The following is a 17144-nucleotide window of genomic DNA, read 5'->3' on the forward strand; positions in this document are numbered from 1 at the left end:
GTTGGACGGCAAGACTACTCGTTGTTTTAAAAAGACGTTTTAAGCCGTTCGTTTTAAAAGGCGTGTGATTGATTTAACACGTTTCACGCACATTTTGAAAGCACCAAGGCACATTCCACCCTGATTTCTTGGCACGCCTGGATATTTTTAGCGCTACCCAATCAATAGGCAATAAAAAAGGGCGCAGTTCACTGCRCCCTTTTTAATCTTACACCGAGTCACGATTAGGTGTTTGAATCCTCATCCGACGCTGGCGCGTCGTCTTGATCATCATTCACCGTAGGTGAAACATCCTCGTCCGACGTGTCGACACCCTCTGATTTATGGGTCGCAGCAGCTTCATTCGCCAGCGCTTCCATTTCTTCTTCATCAGGCTCTTCAATGCGCTGTAGGCCAACTACTTTCTCGTCATCGCTGACGCGGATCAGACGAACACCTTGGGTATTTCGACCCACTTGGCTCACTTCTTCGGCGCGAGTACGTACTAGTGTGCCCGCATTGGTGATCATCATCAGCTCGTCGCCTTCACACACCTGAATGGCACTCACGACATCACCGTTACGCTCGGAGACTTTGATCGATACCACCCCTTTGGTTGCACGACTCTTGGTCGGATATTCATCCAAAGCGGTACGTTTACCAAAGCCATTTTCGGTGACGGTTAGGATCTCAGCGCCGGCTTGCGGGATAATCAGCGAGACAACTTGGTCATTCTCGGCCAATCGAATACCTCGCACCCCTGCAGCGGTACGACCCATTGCACGCACGGTGTCATTTGAGGCGACAAACCGCACGACTTTACCGAATTGCGAGAACAACATGACTTCGCTGCTATCGTCGGTGAGCTGCGCGCCAATCAGGCTATCGTTGTCACGTAAGTTCACCGCAATAATACCGGCGCTACGTGGACGACTAAAGTCAGTCAACGGCGTTTTCTTCACCGTGCCGTGTGCGGTTGCCATAAAGACATATTTGTCTTCCTCGTACTCACGCACCGGTAGAATAGCGGTAATTCGCTCACCGTCTTCAAGCGGGAGTAAGTTAACAATCGGCTTACCACGGGCATTACGTGACGCATGCGGCAATTGATAAACTTTCAGCCAGTACATGCGGCCACGGGTGGAGAAGCATAAGATGGTGTCGTGGGTGTTTGCCACCAATAGACGCTCGATGAAGTCTTCATCTTTCATGCGCGTCGCCGATTTGCCTTTACCACCACGACGTTGCGCGTCATAGTCACTCAACGCTTGGTACTTGACGTACCCGTCGTGTGACCACGTCACTACCACATCTTCTTGGTTGATCAGATCTTCGATATCAATGTCGGCACTTGCCGCAGTGATCTCAGTTAGACGTTTATCACCATAGCTATCACGCACCGCTTCCAGCTCTTCACGGATGACCTCCATCAAGCGCTCAGTGCTCGCTAAGATGTGTAATAGCTCCGCGATTTGCTCTAGAAGCCCTTTGTACTCGTCTAGGATCTTTTCGTGCTCAAGCCCAGTAAGCTTGTGCAAACGCAGATCCAAGATCGCTTGCGCTTGTTGCTCAGTGAGATAATAAGACCCATCGTCGCGGGCACCAAATTCTGCCGCAAGCCACTCTGGACGGGCATTTTCGCCCCCAACCGCTTCAAGCATTGCCGATACGCCACCGAGTTTCCAACCTTGGTCTTGTAACTCTTGCTTGGCAACAGCAGGTGTTGGTGCTTGACGAATCAGTTCAATCACTTCATCGATGTTAGCAAGCGCGACCGCGAGCCCTTCCAGGATATGGGCACGATCGCGTGCTTTACGTAATTCGTAAACCGTTCGACGTGTAACCACTTCGCGGCGGTGATTGACAAAGCATTTCAACATTTCTTTCAAATTGAAAAGCTTCGGCTGGTTGTTGTCCAGCGCCACCATGTTGATACCGAACGATGTCTGCAATTGCGTTTGCGCGTAAAGGTTGTTTAGAACCACTTCCGCAACCGCATCGCGGCGACATTCGATGACAATCCGCATGCCGTCTTTATCCGACTCATCACGCAGTGCAGAAATACCATCGATTTTTTTGTCTTTTACCAACTCGGCGATTTTTTCAATCAAACGCGCTTTGTTGACTTGGTAAGGGATCTCGTTAACAACGATGGTCTCTTTACCATTTTTTTCTGTTTCGATATCCGCTTTGGCACGTAAGTAAACTTTACCACGGCCCGTTTTGTAAGCGTCTTCAATCCCTTTACGGCCATTGATCATTGCCGCGGTTGGAAAGTCAGGGCCTGGGATGTAGTCCATCAACTCGTCGATGGTAATATCTTCGTTATCGATGTAAGCCAGACAACCATTAACCACTTCGGTTAAGTTGTGAGGTGGGATGTTGGTTGCCATCCCGACCGCAATGCCTGACCCACCGTTGACGAGCAGGTTAGGTACGCGTGTTGGCAACACATCCGGGATTTGTTCGGTGCCATCGTAGTTTGGCACATAATCCACGGTTTCTTTATCAAGATCGGCGAGCAGTTCATGGGCAATTTTTGCCATGCGCACTTCGGTGTAACGCATCGCCGCCGCAGAATCGCCGTCAATAGAACCGAAGTTACCTTGACCATCTACCAACCTGTAGCGTAGCGAGAATGACTGCGCCATTCGCACAATGGTGTCGTAAACCGCACTATCACCGTGTGGGTGATACTTACCGATCACATCACCGACCACACGGGCCGATTTCTTATATGGCTTGTTCCAGTCGTTGCCTAGTACGTTCATCGCGAATAATACGCGGCGGTGTACTGGCTTTAGGCCATCACGCACGTCAGGAAGAGCTCGGCCAACAATGACGGACATTGCATAGTCGAGGTATGAGCTTTTCAGCTCCTCTTCGATATTGACTGGCGTGATCTCTTTAGCAAGATCGCTCATGGAGCCAACATCCCTCAAAATAATGTTTGCGTATTCAAATACGTGACCACGGAGAATAACACAAAGCCTTCTACGAGACACGTGAATATGGCCAAGATGTATCACGGATCTCGTTAGTAGACGCTCTGAATGCGTCTATACGGATAAAAACCCACCACTTCCGTATCTGGCTATGCATTTTTAAGAATATAAGCCCACAAGGTGTCTGAGCGCGCTGGCCTGATGTATCACGTCGCGCTGATAGATAGGCTTCTTTTTATCGTGTTGGATTTCGCTATAATGCAGCAAAACCGATAAGGAAGCTGTAGTTATGACTCAGGTATCAAATGTCGATCCGGCAGAAATTCAAAAGTTTGAAGACATGGCATCACGTTGGTGGGATTTAGAGGGTGAGTTTAAGCCTCTACACCAAATCAATCCTCTGCGTCTTGACTATGTGATGGCCAAAGCCGGTGGACTATTTGGTAAGAAGGTGCTCGATGTCGGCTGCGGTGGCGGGATCCTTGCAGAAAGCATGGCGCAAGAAGGCGCCGACGTCACCGGCTTAGATATGGGTAAAGAGCCACTCACCGTTGCCCGACTCCACGCGCTTGAAGCGGGCGTCGATGTTCAATACATCCAATCAACAGCCGAAGAACACGCCAGTAGCTTTGTCCAGCAATACGATGTAGTGACATGTATGGAGATGCTAGAGCATGTCCCTGAGCCCGCCTCTGTCATTCACGCCTGTGCCCAAATGGTTAAACCGGGTGGCCATGTCTTTTTCTCAACCTTAAATCGCAATACAAAATCCTGGCTATTTGCGATTGTCGGTGCCGAGCACATTCTGAAGTTAGTCCCGCAAGGCACCCACGAGCATCATAAATTTATTCGGCCCTCAGAGCTGATGACAATGATTGATAACACCTCGCTTAATGCCCAAGATATGACTGGGTTGCACTATAATCCGTTTTTCGACACCTATAAGCTGTCGAATACCAATGTCGATGTGAATTATCTCGTTCATACTCAGGCCCCCTAACCGACTGAAAAGGAAGCAAGCTGGCATGACTCCGTCGACCATCCTCTTTGATCTTGATGGCACCCTGCTCGATACTGCGCCCGATATGGGTGAAGCTGCGAATCGTGTTTTAGCCGAATTTGACCTGCCGCCTTTGACCGCGGAGCAAATATACACCCACACCAGTTTTGGGGCGCGAGGGCTGCTCACGGCCGGATTTGGCGAGCAAGCAAAACATCAAGATCCTATCGCCTTACGTGCGCGCTTTCTTTATCATTATGGCCAAGCGATTTGCCAAGGGACGCAGGTGTATCCAGGTATTGATGCACTGCTGGATAAGTTGGCGCATTTAGCGATGCGTTGGGGCATTGTGACCAATAAGCCTGAAGGGCTCACTCATCAGTTACTCGACCACTTTCCGCGTCTGCAAGCGGCACAAGTGATTGTGGGTGCCGATACTTATGCGCACGCTAAGCCGCATCCATTACCTCTTTTAGAAGCGGCCAAAACGCTTGATTGTGCGCCAGAGTGCTGCTTCTACGTCGGAGATATCGAAAATGATACTCGGGCGGCTCATGCAGCGAATATGAAGTCGATTGTTGCTGGCTGGGGATATGTGGGTGATCCGGCGCTAATTAGCAATTGGGAAGCAGATCATATTTTTACCACACCAACACAGCTTAGCGCCTTTCTTGGATCCTAGTCACACCCCACATTTTGTGGGGTTTGCTGGCTTTTCAATCAGTTAAAACCGATCACTGATCATGACTAAGATCAACCAAAATAAATTTTTTTTATTGCTAATTTTTGCCTTTCAGTGATTGAAATTTTCATTAATCTTGGCGGCCTTGAGCCAGTAGGTTGGTAGTTACTAACTTTAAGGATAACATCCCCAAGATATCCACACCCTAAGGCCGTCAGATTGGCTTGCAAAAGTGCGCCTATATCACTATCTTGTAACCGACTTACACGCCGACCCCTATATATAGTGTATGAACGACGCAACGTCCGCATAGAGGCCGACCAAAAAATCATCAGCATTTTATAAGAACTTGCAAAAAGAGCAGTTTGGCAAGGAAATATTGGGAAAGCATACAAATGAACCAAGAAATTACCGTATTAAAGCGTGATGGACGCAAAGAAAACTTAAACCTCGACAAAATCCATCGCGTTGTGACTTGGGCTGCCGAAGGCCTCTCAAACGTTTCCGTTTCTCTGGTTGAGATGCGCTCTCACATCCAGTTTTACGATGGCATGCGCACTGAAGATATCCACGAGACAATCATCAAAGCCGCTGCCGACCTTATCTCTGAAGAAAGCCCGGATTATCAATATCTCGCGGCGCGTTTGGCTGTCTTCCATTTACGTAAAAAAGCCTATGGCCAATTCGAGCCACCTAAGCTGGTTGATCATGTAAAAGGCATGGTTGAGAAAGGCAAATACGATAAACACATTTTGGAAGACTATAGCCTCGAAGAGCTCGAGGCCCTGGATGGCTATCTCGATCACTGGCGTGACATGAACTTCTCGTATGCGGCCGTCAAACAGCTGGAAGGTAAATACCTGGTACAAAACCGTGTCACCGGTGAGATTTACGAGAGCGCGCAGTTCTTGTACATGATGGTCGCTGCCTGTTTGTTTGCCTCTTATCCCAAAGAAACGCGTCTTGACTATATTCGCCGCTTCTACAATGCCGCGTCGCAGTTTAAAATTTCGCTGCCAACGCCGATTATGTCAGGCGTACGGACACCAACACGCCAGTTTAGCTCTTGCGTGCTGATTGAGTGTGACGACAGCTTGGATTCAATCAATGCGACGTCCAGTGCCATTGTTCGCTACGTGTCACAGCGCGCAGGGATTGGCATTAACGCAGGCCGCATTCGTGCACTGGGTAGCCCTATTCGTGGCGGTGAAGCTTTCCACACCGGCTGTATCCCTTTTTATAAGTATTTCCAAACCGCGGTGAAATGTTGCTCACAAGGTGGCGTACGTGGTGGTGCAGCGACTTTGTTCTACCCGATGTGGCACCGTGAAGTTGAATCGCTACTGGTATTGAAAAATAACCGAGGCGTCGAAGAGAACCGTGTCCGCCATATGGACTACGGGGTACAAATTAACAAGCTGATGTACACCCGTTTGCTTAAAGGTGGCAACATTTCGTTGTTCTCACCATCAGATGTGCCAGGGCTCTATGACGCATTCTTTGAAAACCAAGAAGAATTTGAGCGTCTGTATACCCAGTACGAAGCAGATGAATCAATCCAGCGTGAAACCGTTAAAGCCGTGGATTTGTTCTCACTGATGATGCAAGAGCGTGCGTCAACAGGCCGTATTTACATTCAAAATGTGGACCATTGCAATACGCATAGCCCGTTTGACCCATCTGTTGCGCCGATTCGTCAGTCGAACCTGTGTCTGGAGATTGCCCTCCCCACTAAGCCACTGAATAATGTTGAAGACGAGAACGGTGAAATTGCACTGTGTACCCTCTCGGCCTTTAACCTGGGTGCGCTTGAATCACTCGATGAGTTGGGTGAGCTAGCTGAATTGACCATTCGTGCACTGGATGCGTTGTTGGATTACCAAGACTATCCATTGCCCGCCGCACGTAAAGCGACCATGAACCGTCGTACGCTCGGTGTGGGTGTCATTAACTTCGCATACCACCTGGCTAAGCATGGCGTGCGTTATTCGGATGGCAGTGCGAATGGCCTCACGCATCGTACCTTTGAAGCCATCCAATACCACTTATTGCGTGCATCGGTAGAACTGGCGAAAGAGAAAGGCGCGTGTCCAGCCTTTAATGAAACCACCTATGCACAGGGCATTCTCCCTATTGATACGTATAAAAAAGATTTAGACGCGATTTGCGACGAACCGCTTCATCTGGATTGGGAAACCCTACGTAAGGATATTCAAACCCATGGTTTGCGTAACTCGACCCTGACAGCGCTGATGCCGTCTGAGACGTCTTCGCAAATCTCAAATGCCACCAATGGCATTGAGCCACCGCGTGGTTTTGTCTCGGTCAAAGCATCAAAAGATGGCATCTTGAAGCAGGTGGTACCGGAGTATGATAAATATAAAAATAACTACGAACTGCTCTGGAACATTGGTAGCAATGAGGGTTACTTACAGTTAGTGGGTATCATGCAAAAATTCGTTGACCAAGCGATTTCTGCCAACACCAATTATGATCCGAGCCGACATGCAAGCGGTAAAGTTCCTATGAACCAACTGCTTAAAGATCTGCTCACAGCTTATAAATTAGGGGTAAAAACCCTGTATTATCACAACACCCGTGATGGCGCGACGGACGGTCAATCCGACTCAAGCGCGGCACAAGCTGCCGATGATGATTGTGCCGGCGGCGCATGTAAGATCTAACACAATATGCGAAGGGCCCCACCCGGGCCCTTTTCTAGAGGTTAATAAGATTCATGGCTTACAGTACGTTTTCTAAAATTAACAACGATCCGCTTAAAGAACCGATGTTCTTGGGGCAATCGGTCAACGTTGCCCGTTATGACCAGCAAAAATATGAGATTTTTGAAAAGCTGATCGAAAAGCAGCTGTCTTTCTTTTGGCGCCCAGAAGAAGTCGATGTATCAAGCGACCGTATTGACTACAACAAGCTACCTGAACATGAAAAACATATTTTCATCAGTAACTTGAAGTATCAAACATTATTGGATTCTATCCAAGGTCGTAGCCCAAATGTGGCACTGCTTCCATTAGTGTCCATTCCGGAGCTAGAGACCTGGATTGAAACGTGGAGTTTCTCAGAAACCATTCATTCGCGCTCTTACACACATATCATTCGTAATATTGTCGCTGATCCAGCGGTTGTCTTTGACGACATTGTGATGAATGAACACATTCAAAAGCGCGCCGAAGATATTGCGCAGTATTACGACGATCTTATTCAACTAAGCAACTACTATCATCAGCTTGGTGAAGGCACACACACCATTAACGGTCATACCGTCACCGTGAGCTTGCGTGCCCTAAAACGTCAGTTGTATTTGTGTTTAATGTCAGTGAATGCACTTGAAGCGATTCGTTTCTACGTCAGCTTTGCCTGTTCGTTTGCGTTTGCCGAGCGCGAATTAATGGAAGGTAACGCCAAGATCATTAAATTTATCGCGCGTGACGAAGCGCTGCACCTGACCGGCACACAACATATGCTCAATATTCTGCGGAGCGGTCAGGACGATCCTGAAATGGCTGAGATCGCAAAAGAATGCGAGCAAGAATGCTTTGATCTGTTTAAAAAAGCCGCCGAGCAAGAGAAGGATTGGGCCGAGTATCTATTCCGTGATGGCTCCATGATTGGGTTGAACAAAGACATCTTGTGTCAATACGTGGAATACATTACCAACCTGCGTATGTCCGCTGTTGGCCTCGCCCCCGCGTACGACGATGCAACCCAAAACCCCATTCCTTGGATTAATGCGTGGTTGTCATCGGATAACGTGCAAGTTGCCCCACAAGAAGCGGAGATTAGCTCCTACTTGGTTGGACAGATCGACAATGAAGTCAGCGTTGAAGACTTCGGTGATTTTGAACTATGACCCGTATCACTATCGATGTGAATGGCGTGGAGGTGGGTGGCAACACCCACCAAAACTTGCTTGAACAACTCGAAAATGCTGGCATTCAGCCTGAATATCAGTGCCGAAGTGGTCTGTGTGGTGCGTGTCGCTGTAAACTTAATCAAGGTTCGGTCACCCAACACGATGCCATGGCTTTCGTGATGCCCGGGGAAATCCTTGCCTGCCAAAGTGCTCCACAAACTAACGTCTCAATTGTCTTTGACTACCAACCGGCATGCATTAAAAAACAAGTGAACGAGGCGTGACCGACAGTCACCGCCTCGTGGCGTGTTCTTCTTTTCTGTAACCTTCTCTACGCCAGCGTCTGTGCATCGATAAAAATGTCGTCGTGGCGAGTTAAGGATGCATAATCCGCAATAACGGCTTCACCACTAAGATAACGCCGTAGCATGTCTAATAAGACCGTCGCCATATAACAACGTGCATCGTCATTTGAAAGGTGTCGCTTAAAACTAAGCCGCTGCCCCCATTCACCTTCTGGGGTAGAAATCGCCACACATATCTGGCCGTGAAGCTCAGGCCCGCAGGCAAGTCCGATTTGACGCTGTCCTGGCGACGTCGTCGCACTTGCCATCGCTAATGACGCGGCTAAGGGATTAGCGACCGCTTGCTCTGGCACATGCGCATTCGACATTACCCAACCCTGCTCAACCAGATGTGCCGCCTGACCGTTTAAAGTGCTCGCCAGCCAACCACCAGTGAATTGTTCCGCAACTTTTAACACCACACCGTGATGATTGATATCCGCAGCTAATGCCGCCGTCATCGGCTCAGAAAAGGACACGACATAGTCCGCAAGACGATGCCGTAACGCGTCCAGAACCGCATCTTTTTCAACATGATCCGCTTCGATGAACAACTTAACTTCAATAAACGGCAAGCTGGAGCGATACCCGAGTGTTGCACTATTGGGAAGCACTAACGATGCCATCACATCGCTGATCCCCGACTCTGACAGTCCAAATGTAAATAAACGGTAACACGATCGCGCTTTAGCTGGGTAACTATGTAACAATTCAGGAAGAATTTGCTGTTCAACCATTGAGAAAAACTCAGAAGGCACTCCGGGCGTAAAGTAAAAGTGACATCCGTTGAGCTCACAGTGAAAGCCACAAGCAGTGCCTTTGGGGTTATCAATTAACCATGCGCCTTCTGGCAGCATCGCCTGCTTGAGGTTACTTTGGGCCATCGGCCGGCCTCGACGCTCAAACCGCTGTTTTAACTCGTCTAACCACGCTTCATTGAGGGTTAACTCTACCCCCATCGCAGCAGCCATGGCCGCCGTGGTTAAATCATCCGTGGTCGGTCCTAATCCGCCATTGACGATCACGACCTCTTCCGTTTGTGACAGGCGTACAAGCTCAATCGCCATATCATCAAGTTCATCGCCGATAGTCACACGACGAGACATCGCCAGCCCGTTTTCAAATAATACTCTTGAAAGCCAAGCGGCGTTGGTATCGGTAATATCACCCAGCAATACCTCTTCACCTGTCGAGAGCATTGCGATCCGTGGCAATGGGGTTTCATGTTGTTGTTTGTCCACCTTGCCGCTCCTTGTTGTCGCGATCATCCGACCTTGATTATGACATTAGACGGCACAATGCACTACCCCACCCTTGTCGTACACTTTATTTTACAACACCGTACCTGTAACATTACACAAAGCCGTTTTTTTATCTGTCTAGACGATGCACAATACGAATAAATTCAGGTTATCTTTTGTGCGAACACAACAATTAACTATTTATTAACATTGGTTAAACATAATATGAATAAAGTACTCGGAAGTTCGCTCATTATTGCGGGCACAACCATTGGCGCCGGTATGCTGGCGTTGCCTCTTGCCTCTGCCGGCATCGGGTTTGGCGCATCGATGGCACTCATGGGTGCGATGTGGGCCTTAATGACCTACACCGCCTTACTGATGTTAGAAGTGCATCAGTTCGCAGAGGCCGACGCGACATTGCACAGTTTAGCGAAACAGTTTTTGGGGGATAAAGGAAAATGGCTGGCGTCGTTTGCGATGCTCTTTTTATTCTACTCACTTTGTGCCGCATATATTGCAGGTGGGGGCAGCCAATTAAATGAAAAGCTGGCGCAATGGTCGGCCATTGAGCTACCACCTGCGGCAGGCGCCGTTTTATTTACGCTGGTTTTCGGTCTTGTGGTGACATTGGGCACCAGTAAAGTGGATTTAATTAACCGCGGGTTATTCACCATTAAGTTATTATTCTTAATCTTGGCCCTAACCCTACTGACGCCTCATGTCTCTAGCATCAACTTAGTCGAAATGCCCGTTGAACGAGGTTTGCTGGTTGCCGCGTTACCGGTCATTTTCACGTCTTTTGGCTTCCACGGCAGTATTCCTTCTATTGTGCGATACGTCGGGATCGACTTACCTTCGCTAAGAAAGGTCATGATTGTTGGCTCAACCCTTCCGTTGGCCTTGTATATCTTTTGGCAAGTAGCCAGCCTCGGGACGGTGGCACAGTCTACCTTGGTACAAAACGGTGAACTGTCCCAGTTTGTGGCAATTATCCAATCAGTGGTTCAACAAGACTATATCGCTTCAAGCATCTCACTGTTCGCCGATTTAGCACTAGCTACGTCTTTTCTCGGCGTCAGTTTAGGCTTGTTTGACTTTATCTCCGACAGCTTTAACCGCCAAGATAGCGTGCGTGGGCGCGTACAAACAGCGGCTATTACCTACCTCCCACCGTTGGTCTTTGCGCTATATTATCCGCAGGGTTTTATCACAGCGTTAGGATACGCCGCGATCGCACTCGTCATTCTTGCCGTGGTACTCCCGGTTTTGATGGTGCGTAAGGCACGCCAGACGGTCTCAACTGACGAGCACTATCAAGTCATTGGCGGTAATCTTGGATTGAGCCTGGCAATGGTCGGCGGTATCACGGTTGTCGCGGCGCAATTTATCGGATAACACACCGAGGGCCGACCTTGATTCACACCATCGGTCGCACCCCACGCTGATGGGGTGCGACCTTTAAGCACCGATAAGTCCGCGCGCCAATGTACTTATCCCCGCCAATGTACAGAGTATTAGCATCGCTCGGCGAACAAATTGCGGTTTAACACGTGGCGCAATACGGTAAGCCAACCAGGTCGCCAGCAATACGGCAGGAACGGCAAATGCCGCTTGTTTGACATGCCACCAGGTTAGATAATCGGTCGCGCTCAAGGCGATTAAAGACAAAATGCAGCTCACAACAAAGTAGCCTGCCAAACAGGCGCGCATTTTATTCACCTCTGCATGCTGTAACACAAGCGCCATCGGTGGGCCACCGATACTGGTCGTTGTTCCCATGACTCCCGACGTAAACCCAGCGATAAAAAAGTTACGCCGGTTGGGGGCAATATTAAAGCGCATCACACTGGCAAACACAGCGAGCAAGACGGCAGCACCTATAATAATTTCAAGCATTTGTGTCGTGACTACCAACATGATCCCGCCCGCAACCGCGGTGCCTGGAACTCGGCCGAAGTACGCCCAACTCAAATCACGAAAAGACAACTGATGACGATATTGCCAAGCGTTAATACTGGCTAATGTCAGCCCCACCATCGAAATTGTCGTTGGTACCAATTTCGGATCAATCATCAATAAAAGCGGCGCCGCTACGATCGCCATTCCAAAGCCAATCAAACTCTGCACAAAGCACCCTAACCCTAAGATCAGAGCCACCGCAATCGACACACCAATATCTGGCATAATAAAGTTTCTTCACATTAAACTATTTACCGCCAGTCTACCCATTTTCAGTCGCGGCAGCGAGTACCATCCGGCTTTGGCGCGCTAGATATTGTCAACTAGGCGTAACACGTTATGCACGTGCTTAATTGTTATTACGTCGTTTCTTTTTTATGTGAATATGGTCGCCATGAATATGGTCGCCATGAGTACGCTCTGCATGAATAAGGAGGTTTCTTGGCGTGAGTTCGCGTTCACAAAACTGGGTTAGCGTGACACGGTATCCATGTTGTTGAAGATACAAAACACGATCAAGCACTAGCCACAGCTCCATGGCGCGCCGAAATGCACTTTTAATTAGATTGATTTTCTCCAGCACGAAAAACCTTGCTTCGCCTCGAGCCAAGTAGTGAGTCTGATCAAAGTCGCCGGGGAATGTGAGCCCTTTTTGCGCGGCCCCCCAGCGGCAAAAGGCAGCGAATCCTTGGGTAAGCTGTGACTTTTTGAGTGCGGGTAGCGGCAAATAGTGCTCAGATTGTTGATAGTCACGTTGCCATTCATCAAAGCCCAACCGATAAGTGACCTCCTGCTCGCGTTGACGGCGCACCCGCTGCCCGCCAGTGACGGACTCTTGAACCGCGAGCTTTAAATCTGCTTTTGAAAGCGTCAGGGCGGCTTCCTGCGCCTGTGCGGATAAAGGTTGATACCTATCTCCGCGAATTAAATGATAACAACAAGGTGAAACCGTTAGTGCACGCATACCCGTTGCGACCGCCTTTTGAAGAAGCTTTACGTGTAAGTCGCCACACGCGTGCAACGCCAGCCCGTGCTCACAACCGGCAATGACGACTGTTGCCGCCTCACTCATTGCATCTAACGAGTAAAACTGCATCGGGAGCGCCTTTTGATCCGCGAAAGTTTGTCCCTGTTCGCACAGTTCCGATTGCCATTCTACGCTTTCTACTGGTTTACCTGTGATCGCCGCGACACCGCGCCCTAAGTATCCTTTTCCAGCGCACCATTCTAAATAACACGCCGTCTTATCTGTTTGCGGCATCGCGCCTAAATACGCCTGTATTTGCGCCCATTTGCGTCCCGGCACACCAACATTCAAGCGCGAATCAATTTCAATATCAGTATGTTGCGCCATCGGTACTGAGACTAACGCAGGTAACTGGTTTAACGCTGGCCACCAGGTCGCGAGTTTTTTTATCACAGCGTCTGGATCCGCGTTTAACGCCGCGAGTTGCGTATTATCCAACGTGGCGAGCCATTGGCAAAGCGGCCCGCCGTCTTGCCAAGGAAGCTGAGTATGCGCCATCGGCATCGGTCGCCACAGGTTTTGGTGCTGTATCAACAGATTGGTTAACTGATTAAATTGGTCGCTGAACGATAAAGATGACATGATTAGCATGAAGGTATTGATGAGTGCGTGATCAAAAAAGGCTGCCTCAGCAGCCTCGTCGTTTTAAACAGTTTATCGAACCGGAAGCGGAATGTCCTTGAACATAGCATCAATTTCTTCATTGGTACGCAGTGCAACCGCTTGGTCAATCACATTTCGGGTCAAATGCGGCGCAAAACGCTCAATAAAGTCATACATATAACTACGAAGAAAGGTTCCTTTACGGAAGCCTATCTTGGTGGTGCTCGCACCGAAAATATGACTCGCATCGATGGCAACCAAATCTGCATCAGCATGACTATCCATGGCCATGCTCGCGATCACGCCCACACCTAGGCCTAACTTCACATAGGTTTTAATCACATCCGCATCCGTTGCTGTGAATACAATTTTCGGTGTGCGGTTAGCGCGATGGAAGGCTTCATCCAGCTCAGATCGCCCTGTAAACCCAAACACATACGTCACGAGCGGATAGGCCGCAAGATCCTCAATACTGAGAGCCGTTTTTTGTGCTAAAGGATGATCGGGCGTGACAATGATCGAGCGGTTCCAGTGATAACAAGGCAGCATCACCAAATCTTCGTAGAGATGAAATGCTTCGGTTGCAATGGCAAAGTCAGACGTCCCTTTTGCCACTGAACTGGATATTTGCGTCGGTGTCCCCTGGTGCATATGCAAGGAAACTTTCGGGTACCGCTTGGTAAAGGCTTTGATCACGTCGGGTAATGCATAACGCGCTTGCGTATGGGTGGTCGATATATTGAGGTTCCCCATTTCAGGATGAGTATGCTCACTAGCGACCGCTTTGATGCTTTCTACTCGTGATAAAATGCTTTGTGAGATCTCGACAATCGCCTCACCGGCTGGTGTTACTTGCGTTAAATGCTTACCACTTCGTTCGAATATTTGTACGCCTAGCTCATCTTCCAACAGCCTGACTTGTTTGCTAATCCCAGGTTGAGAGGTATACAAACTTTCCGCCGTCGCAGATACGTTAAGGTTGTGGTTAACGACTTCAACGATATATCTAAGCTGTTGTAATTTCATAGTGCAGACGCGTCAGCCTCGTGGGTTAAGTGGCAGCATGGTTTTATATCACTCATTTATATACCCAAATTCGACTATTTAATAGGCTTTGGTTATATAAACGTTAGCGATTGCACATTCACTAAGCAATTTACCCTGTCATTCTAACCGACTCGATCGCAAATAGTATTTTATTGCAACAACTTTATCGCAGATCGCGAGATCATGGGCCACACTCATAAAGGCGCATTCGACGAGGCCGCAACGCTCAGAGTTAGAGGCGGATCACTCATGCAGCTTTCACCTTTCGATTGATGCTATCTCTGTCAGTCGAGATGGTGTATCTTAACCAGTTGAGTTTATTGCAAGGAACATCGACGCTAAATTATGAATATTGCCTTGATAGCTGGCCTTTGTGTCATATTGCTCGGCCTGATTGTCGGCTACAACATATTGGCTCAACAACGAAAGCAAATCGAGTCTCACAAGCGCCAAGAAATGGCGAAGCACATTGCCGTCATCGATGCGACTGAAGAGCTGATTGGCAATGCGCATAACCTACCCTATAGCGGGACGTTACTGGCGTGCTTGAACAAAAAGATCTTGGATTCCTTGAAAGCCATGTACGAGGTCGATCCATCGGATAAGTCAATTAAGCAACGAATTAGTGCGACCCAGGCTCAAATCGATCAGGTCAAACAAAGCTACTCCAACCGGGACTCGACATCGTTTAAAGTGCCTAATAACGACCGAGAGGCAATATCGATGCTCAAACTCGTCAAGCGCTTGCGCTCAGTGGTTAAAGCCGAGCATTCGAAAGGCCGCTTGGCAACGCAAGCTTTTGTGTCGGAAAACGCGCGACTAGAGCAAATGCAGCTCAAGATAAATATTGAGAACGTGATTAAACGTGCCAACGATGCGAAAAATAAAGGTCAAATGGGCACGGCGCAGCAATTACTGAAAAAAGCGATCGATGTCGTCAGTCCAAAGACCGATGAATACTCGTCAGAGATGAAACAGCATCTTGAAAAAATGCACAGCGACATCACTCATACGCTAAACAGTGGTCATGAGAAATTGCAGTCCGAGCAAGAAGAAGAAAAAAGCGAATTGGACGAGCTGTTTGCTCCCAAGAAAAAATGGTAGCGTCTCTCATCACAAATCCCAAAGGCGCTTGATGACAGCGCCTTTTTTCATGCCCAGCGTGTCTTAACTGGCTGTGGTCTTAACTGCTTCTATTGCGCGTTGGTCTTTGCAACAATATGGTCTAGCACACCGTCTGCTGCTTGCTCCAATAAGTCCAGTACGTGCTCAAATCCATCGTCGCCGCCGTAATAAGGATCAGGGATCGCACCCTCCGTTTGCTCTCCCCAACTGAGAAACAGAGACAGTTTGTTTTGGTAATCAGCCGGACATTGTGCATGCAGGTCGGCCAAGTTATTTTCATCGGCCGCTAAGATCATATCGAAATCCGCAAAATCTTCCTGCCGTACTTGACGGGCTCGAATACCGGCAAACGAGTACCCTCTCGCTTGACCTGCCTGTTGGCTCCGCTTATCTGGCGGATTACCTTGGTGATAACCTGCTGTCCCCGCAGAATCAATGTTCACCATGATCCCTCTCGTCTGGGCACGGGCGCGTAATACCGCTTCTGCCGTGGGTGAACGACAAATATTGCCTAAGCAAACCACCAATAGACTCGACACATTTTTTGGGGTTGTCATCGATAGAGTCTCCTTACTGGTAAAGTTTTACTCTATCAAGTCAACACTCGGATGCCTAGTCGCTTCAATCTGCTTGCCTTTGCGTTGTTATGGGTAGCATGAAGCATGACGTCGCTTTACTATGGTGTAACGTTTATTTGGGGTTAGAAATCGTATGTCAGAACAAGGACACAAACAGCGTCAGCAAAAGTTAAAAGAAAAAGTTGATGCTCGAATTGAAGCCGCGCAACAAGAAAAAGGGCTCCTCCTGATCATAACGGGCAATGGTAAAGGTAAATCGACATCCGCGTTTGGCACAGTGGCGCGGGCCGCCGGCCATGGGCTAAAGTGTGGCGTAGCTCAGTACATCAAGGGCACGTGGGCTTGTGGAGAGCGGGATTTACTGAGCCAACATGGTGTCGACTTTCACGTGATGAGTACCGGTTTTACCTGGGATACGCAGGACAAAACCGCAGACACCCAAGCCGCTCAGCAAATATGGGCAGCGTGTCAGGCGATGCTTGCGGATGACCGCTACGATTTAGTGGTACTGGATGAGATCACCTACATGATCACGTACGACTATATCAGCCTCGATGAAGTCATTGATGCGCTGCAACAACGCCCTAGCGAACAATCCGTTATCATCACTGGGCGTGGCGCACACCGCCGCTTAGTTGAGATGGCAGATACCGTCTCGGAAGTCAGAAACGTTAAGCATGCCTTCGACGCCGGCGTGAAAGCGCGCCAAGGCATTGACTGGTAAGCCACCGAGTAAA

At 48.8% G+C, this 17144-nt stretch carries 14 protein-coding genes; 8 read left to right on the forward strand and 6 right to left on the reverse strand.

What is annotated here, in order from left to right:
- Positions 1–224 precede the first annotated feature (224 nt).
- Complete coding sequence (gene gyrA, locus BZG78_RS08730; RefSeq protein WP_077660972.1) at positions 225–2903, reverse strand: DNA topoisomerase (ATP-hydrolyzing) subunit A; 2679 nt, start codon at positions 2901–2903, stop codon at positions 225–227.
- A 310-nt stretch (positions 2904–3213) separates the two neighbouring features.
- On the opposite strand from gyrA, the gene ubiG reads away from it, so the two are divergent.
- The 5 genes from ubiG (at position 3214) to yfaE (ending at position 8764) form a co-directional block, all read left to right on the forward strand.
- On the forward strand, positions 3214–3924 hold the full coding sequence (ubiG, locus tag BZG78_RS08735; RefSeq protein ID WP_077660973.1) for a bifunctional 2-polyprenyl-6-hydroxyphenol methylase/3-demethylubiquinol 3-O-methyltransferase UbiG: 711 nt from the start codon (positions 3214–3216) through the stop codon (positions 3922–3924).
- Between the two features lie 25 nt (positions 3925–3949).
- Positions 3950–4606 carry a phosphoglycolate phosphatase gene (gene gph / locus BZG78_RS08740; RefSeq protein ID WP_077460204.1) on the forward strand — a complete coding sequence of 219 codons (657 nt, stop codon included), beginning with the start codon at positions 3950–3952 and terminating at the stop codon, positions 4604–4606.
- Positions 4607–5001: 395 nt separating this feature from the next.
- On the forward strand, positions 5002–7290 hold the full coding sequence (gene nrdA, locus BZG78_RS08745; protein WP_077660974.1) for a class 1a ribonucleoside-diphosphate reductase subunit alpha: 2289 nt from the start codon (positions 5002–5004) through the stop codon (positions 7288–7290).
- A 53-nt stretch (positions 7291–7343) separates the two neighbouring features.
- On the forward strand, positions 7344–8477 hold the full coding sequence (nrdB, locus tag BZG78_RS08750) for a class Ia ribonucleoside-diphosphate reductase subunit beta (RefSeq protein ID WP_021022399.1): 1134 nt from the start codon (positions 7344–7346) through the stop codon (positions 8475–8477).
- A complete protein-coding gene (gene yfaE, locus BZG78_RS08755) occupies positions 8474–8764 on the forward strand; it encodes a class I ribonucleotide reductase maintenance protein YfaE (RefSeq protein ID WP_021022400.1) in 291 nt (96 codons plus the stop codon). Before nrdB ends, yfaE begins: the two co-directional genes overlap by 4 nt.
- A gap of 47 nt (positions 8765–8811) precedes the next feature.
- On the opposite strand, the gene BZG78_RS08760 is transcribed toward yfaE, so the two are convergent.
- Positions 8812–10065, reverse strand: a complete 1254-nt coding sequence (locus tag BZG78_RS08760; RefSeq protein WP_242413007.1) for a CinA family nicotinamide mononucleotide deamidase-related protein — start codon at positions 10063–10065, stop codon at positions 8812–8814.
- 225 nt (positions 10066–10290) lie between these two features.
- Here BZG78_RS08760 and tyrP point away from each other — a divergent pair, with 225 nt between their 5' ends.
- Positions 10291–11463, forward strand: a complete 1173-nt coding sequence (gene tyrP, locus BZG78_RS08765) for a tyrosine transporter TyrP (protein ID WP_077660975.1) — start codon at positions 10291–10293, stop codon at positions 11461–11463.
- Positions 11464–11526: 63 nt separating this feature from the next.
- Here tyrP and BZG78_RS08770 read toward each other — a convergent pair whose 3' ends face one another.
- From BZG78_RS08770 to cysB, 3 genes are all read right to left on the reverse strand, one after another.
- Positions 11527–12252: a sulfite exporter TauE/SafE family protein gene (locus BZG78_RS08770; protein WP_077460202.1), complete on the reverse strand. Its 726-nt coding sequence runs from the start codon at positions 12250–12252 to the stop codon at positions 11527–11529.
- 124 nt (positions 12253–12376) lie between these two features.
- Positions 12377–13636, reverse strand: a complete 1260-nt coding sequence (locus tag BZG78_RS08775) for a methyltransferase (RefSeq protein WP_158011793.1) — start codon at positions 13634–13636, stop codon at positions 12377–12379.
- Between the two features lie 72 nt (positions 13637–13708).
- Positions 13709–14683 carry an HTH-type transcriptional regulator CysB gene (cysB, locus tag BZG78_RS08780; protein ID WP_077660977.1) on the reverse strand — a complete coding sequence of 325 codons (975 nt, stop codon included), beginning with the start codon at positions 14681–14683 and terminating at the stop codon, positions 13709–13711.
- Positions 14684–15049: 366 nt separating this feature from the next.
- On the opposite strand from cysB, the gene BZG78_RS08785 reads away from it, so the two are divergent.
- Entirely contained in the window at positions 15050–15808 is a 759-nt protein-coding gene (locus tag BZG78_RS08785) for a hypothetical protein (protein ID WP_021022405.1), read from the forward strand.
- 89 nt (positions 15809–15897) lie between these two features.
- On the opposite strand, the gene BZG78_RS08790 is transcribed toward BZG78_RS08785, so the two are convergent.
- A complete protein-coding gene (locus BZG78_RS08790; protein WP_077660978.1) occupies positions 15898–16386 on the reverse strand; it encodes a low molecular weight protein-tyrosine-phosphatase in 489 nt (162 codons plus the stop codon).
- 154 nt (positions 16387–16540) lie between these two features.
- On the opposite strand from BZG78_RS08790, the gene cobO reads away from it, so the two are divergent.
- Positions 16541–17131 (forward strand): cob(I)yrinic acid a,c-diamide adenosyltransferase, encoded by a 591-nt coding sequence (cobO, locus tag BZG78_RS08795; RefSeq protein WP_077575849.1) that lies wholly within the window; start codon positions 16541–16543, stop codon positions 17129–17131.
- Positions 17132–17144: the final 13 nt, after the last annotated feature.

Origin of the sequence: Salinivibrio sp. MA351, from assembly GCF_001996065.1 — a bacterium.
GTDB classification, from domain to species: domain Bacteria; phylum Pseudomonadota; class Gammaproteobacteria; order Enterobacterales; family Vibrionaceae; genus Salinivibrio; species Salinivibrio costicola.

What these genes read in the sequence shown, in the direction of transcription:
- ubiG (WP_077660973.1), top strand. Translation starts at nt 3,214, where the DNA reads ATGACTCAGGTATCAAATGTCGATCCGGCAGAAATTCAAAAGTTTGAA.
- gyrA (WP_077660972.1), bottom strand. Translation starts at nt 2,903, where the DNA reads ATGAGCGATCTTGCTAAAGAGATCACGCCAGTCAATATCGAAGAGGAG.
- cobO (WP_077575849.1), top strand. Translation starts at nt 16,541, where the DNA reads ATGTCAGAACAAGGACACAAACAGCGTCAGCAAAAGTTAAAAGAAAAA.
- BZG78_RS08770 (WP_077460202.1), bottom strand. Translation starts at nt 12,252, where the DNA reads ATGCCAGATATTGGTGTGTCGATTGCGGTGGCTCTGATCTTAGGGTTA.
- tyrP (WP_077660975.1), top strand. Translation starts at nt 10,291, where the DNA reads ATGAATAAAGTACTCGGAAGTTCGCTCATTATTGCGGGCACAACCATT.
- gph (WP_077460204.1), top strand. Translation starts at nt 3,950, where the DNA reads ATGACTCCGTCGACCATCCTCTTTGATCTTGATGGCACCCTGCTCGAT.
- nrdB (WP_021022399.1), top strand. Translation starts at nt 7,344, where the DNA reads ATGGCTTACAGTACGTTTTCTAAAATTAACAACGATCCGCTTAAAGAA.
- nrdA (WP_077660974.1), top strand. Translation starts at nt 5,002, where the DNA reads ATGAACCAAGAAATTACCGTATTAAAGCGTGATGGACGCAAAGAAAAC.
- BZG78_RS08790 (WP_077660978.1), bottom strand. Translation starts at nt 16,386, where the DNA reads ATGACAACCCCAAAAAATGTGTCGAGTCTATTGGTGGTTTGCTTAGGC.
- BZG78_RS08775 (WP_158011793.1), bottom strand. Translation starts at nt 13,636, where the DNA reads ATGTCATCTTTATCGTTCAGCGACCAATTTAATCAGTTAACCAATCTG.
- cysB (WP_077660977.1), bottom strand. Translation starts at nt 14,683, where the DNA reads ATGAAATTACAACAGCTTAGATATATCGTTGAAGTCGTTAACCACAAC.
- BZG78_RS08785 (WP_021022405.1), top strand. Translation starts at nt 15,050, where the DNA reads ATGAATATTGCCTTGATAGCTGGCCTTTGTGTCATATTGCTCGGCCTG.
- yfaE (WP_021022400.1), top strand. Translation starts at nt 8,474, where the DNA reads ATGACCCGTATCACTATCGATGTGAATGGCGTGGAGGTGGGTGGCAAC.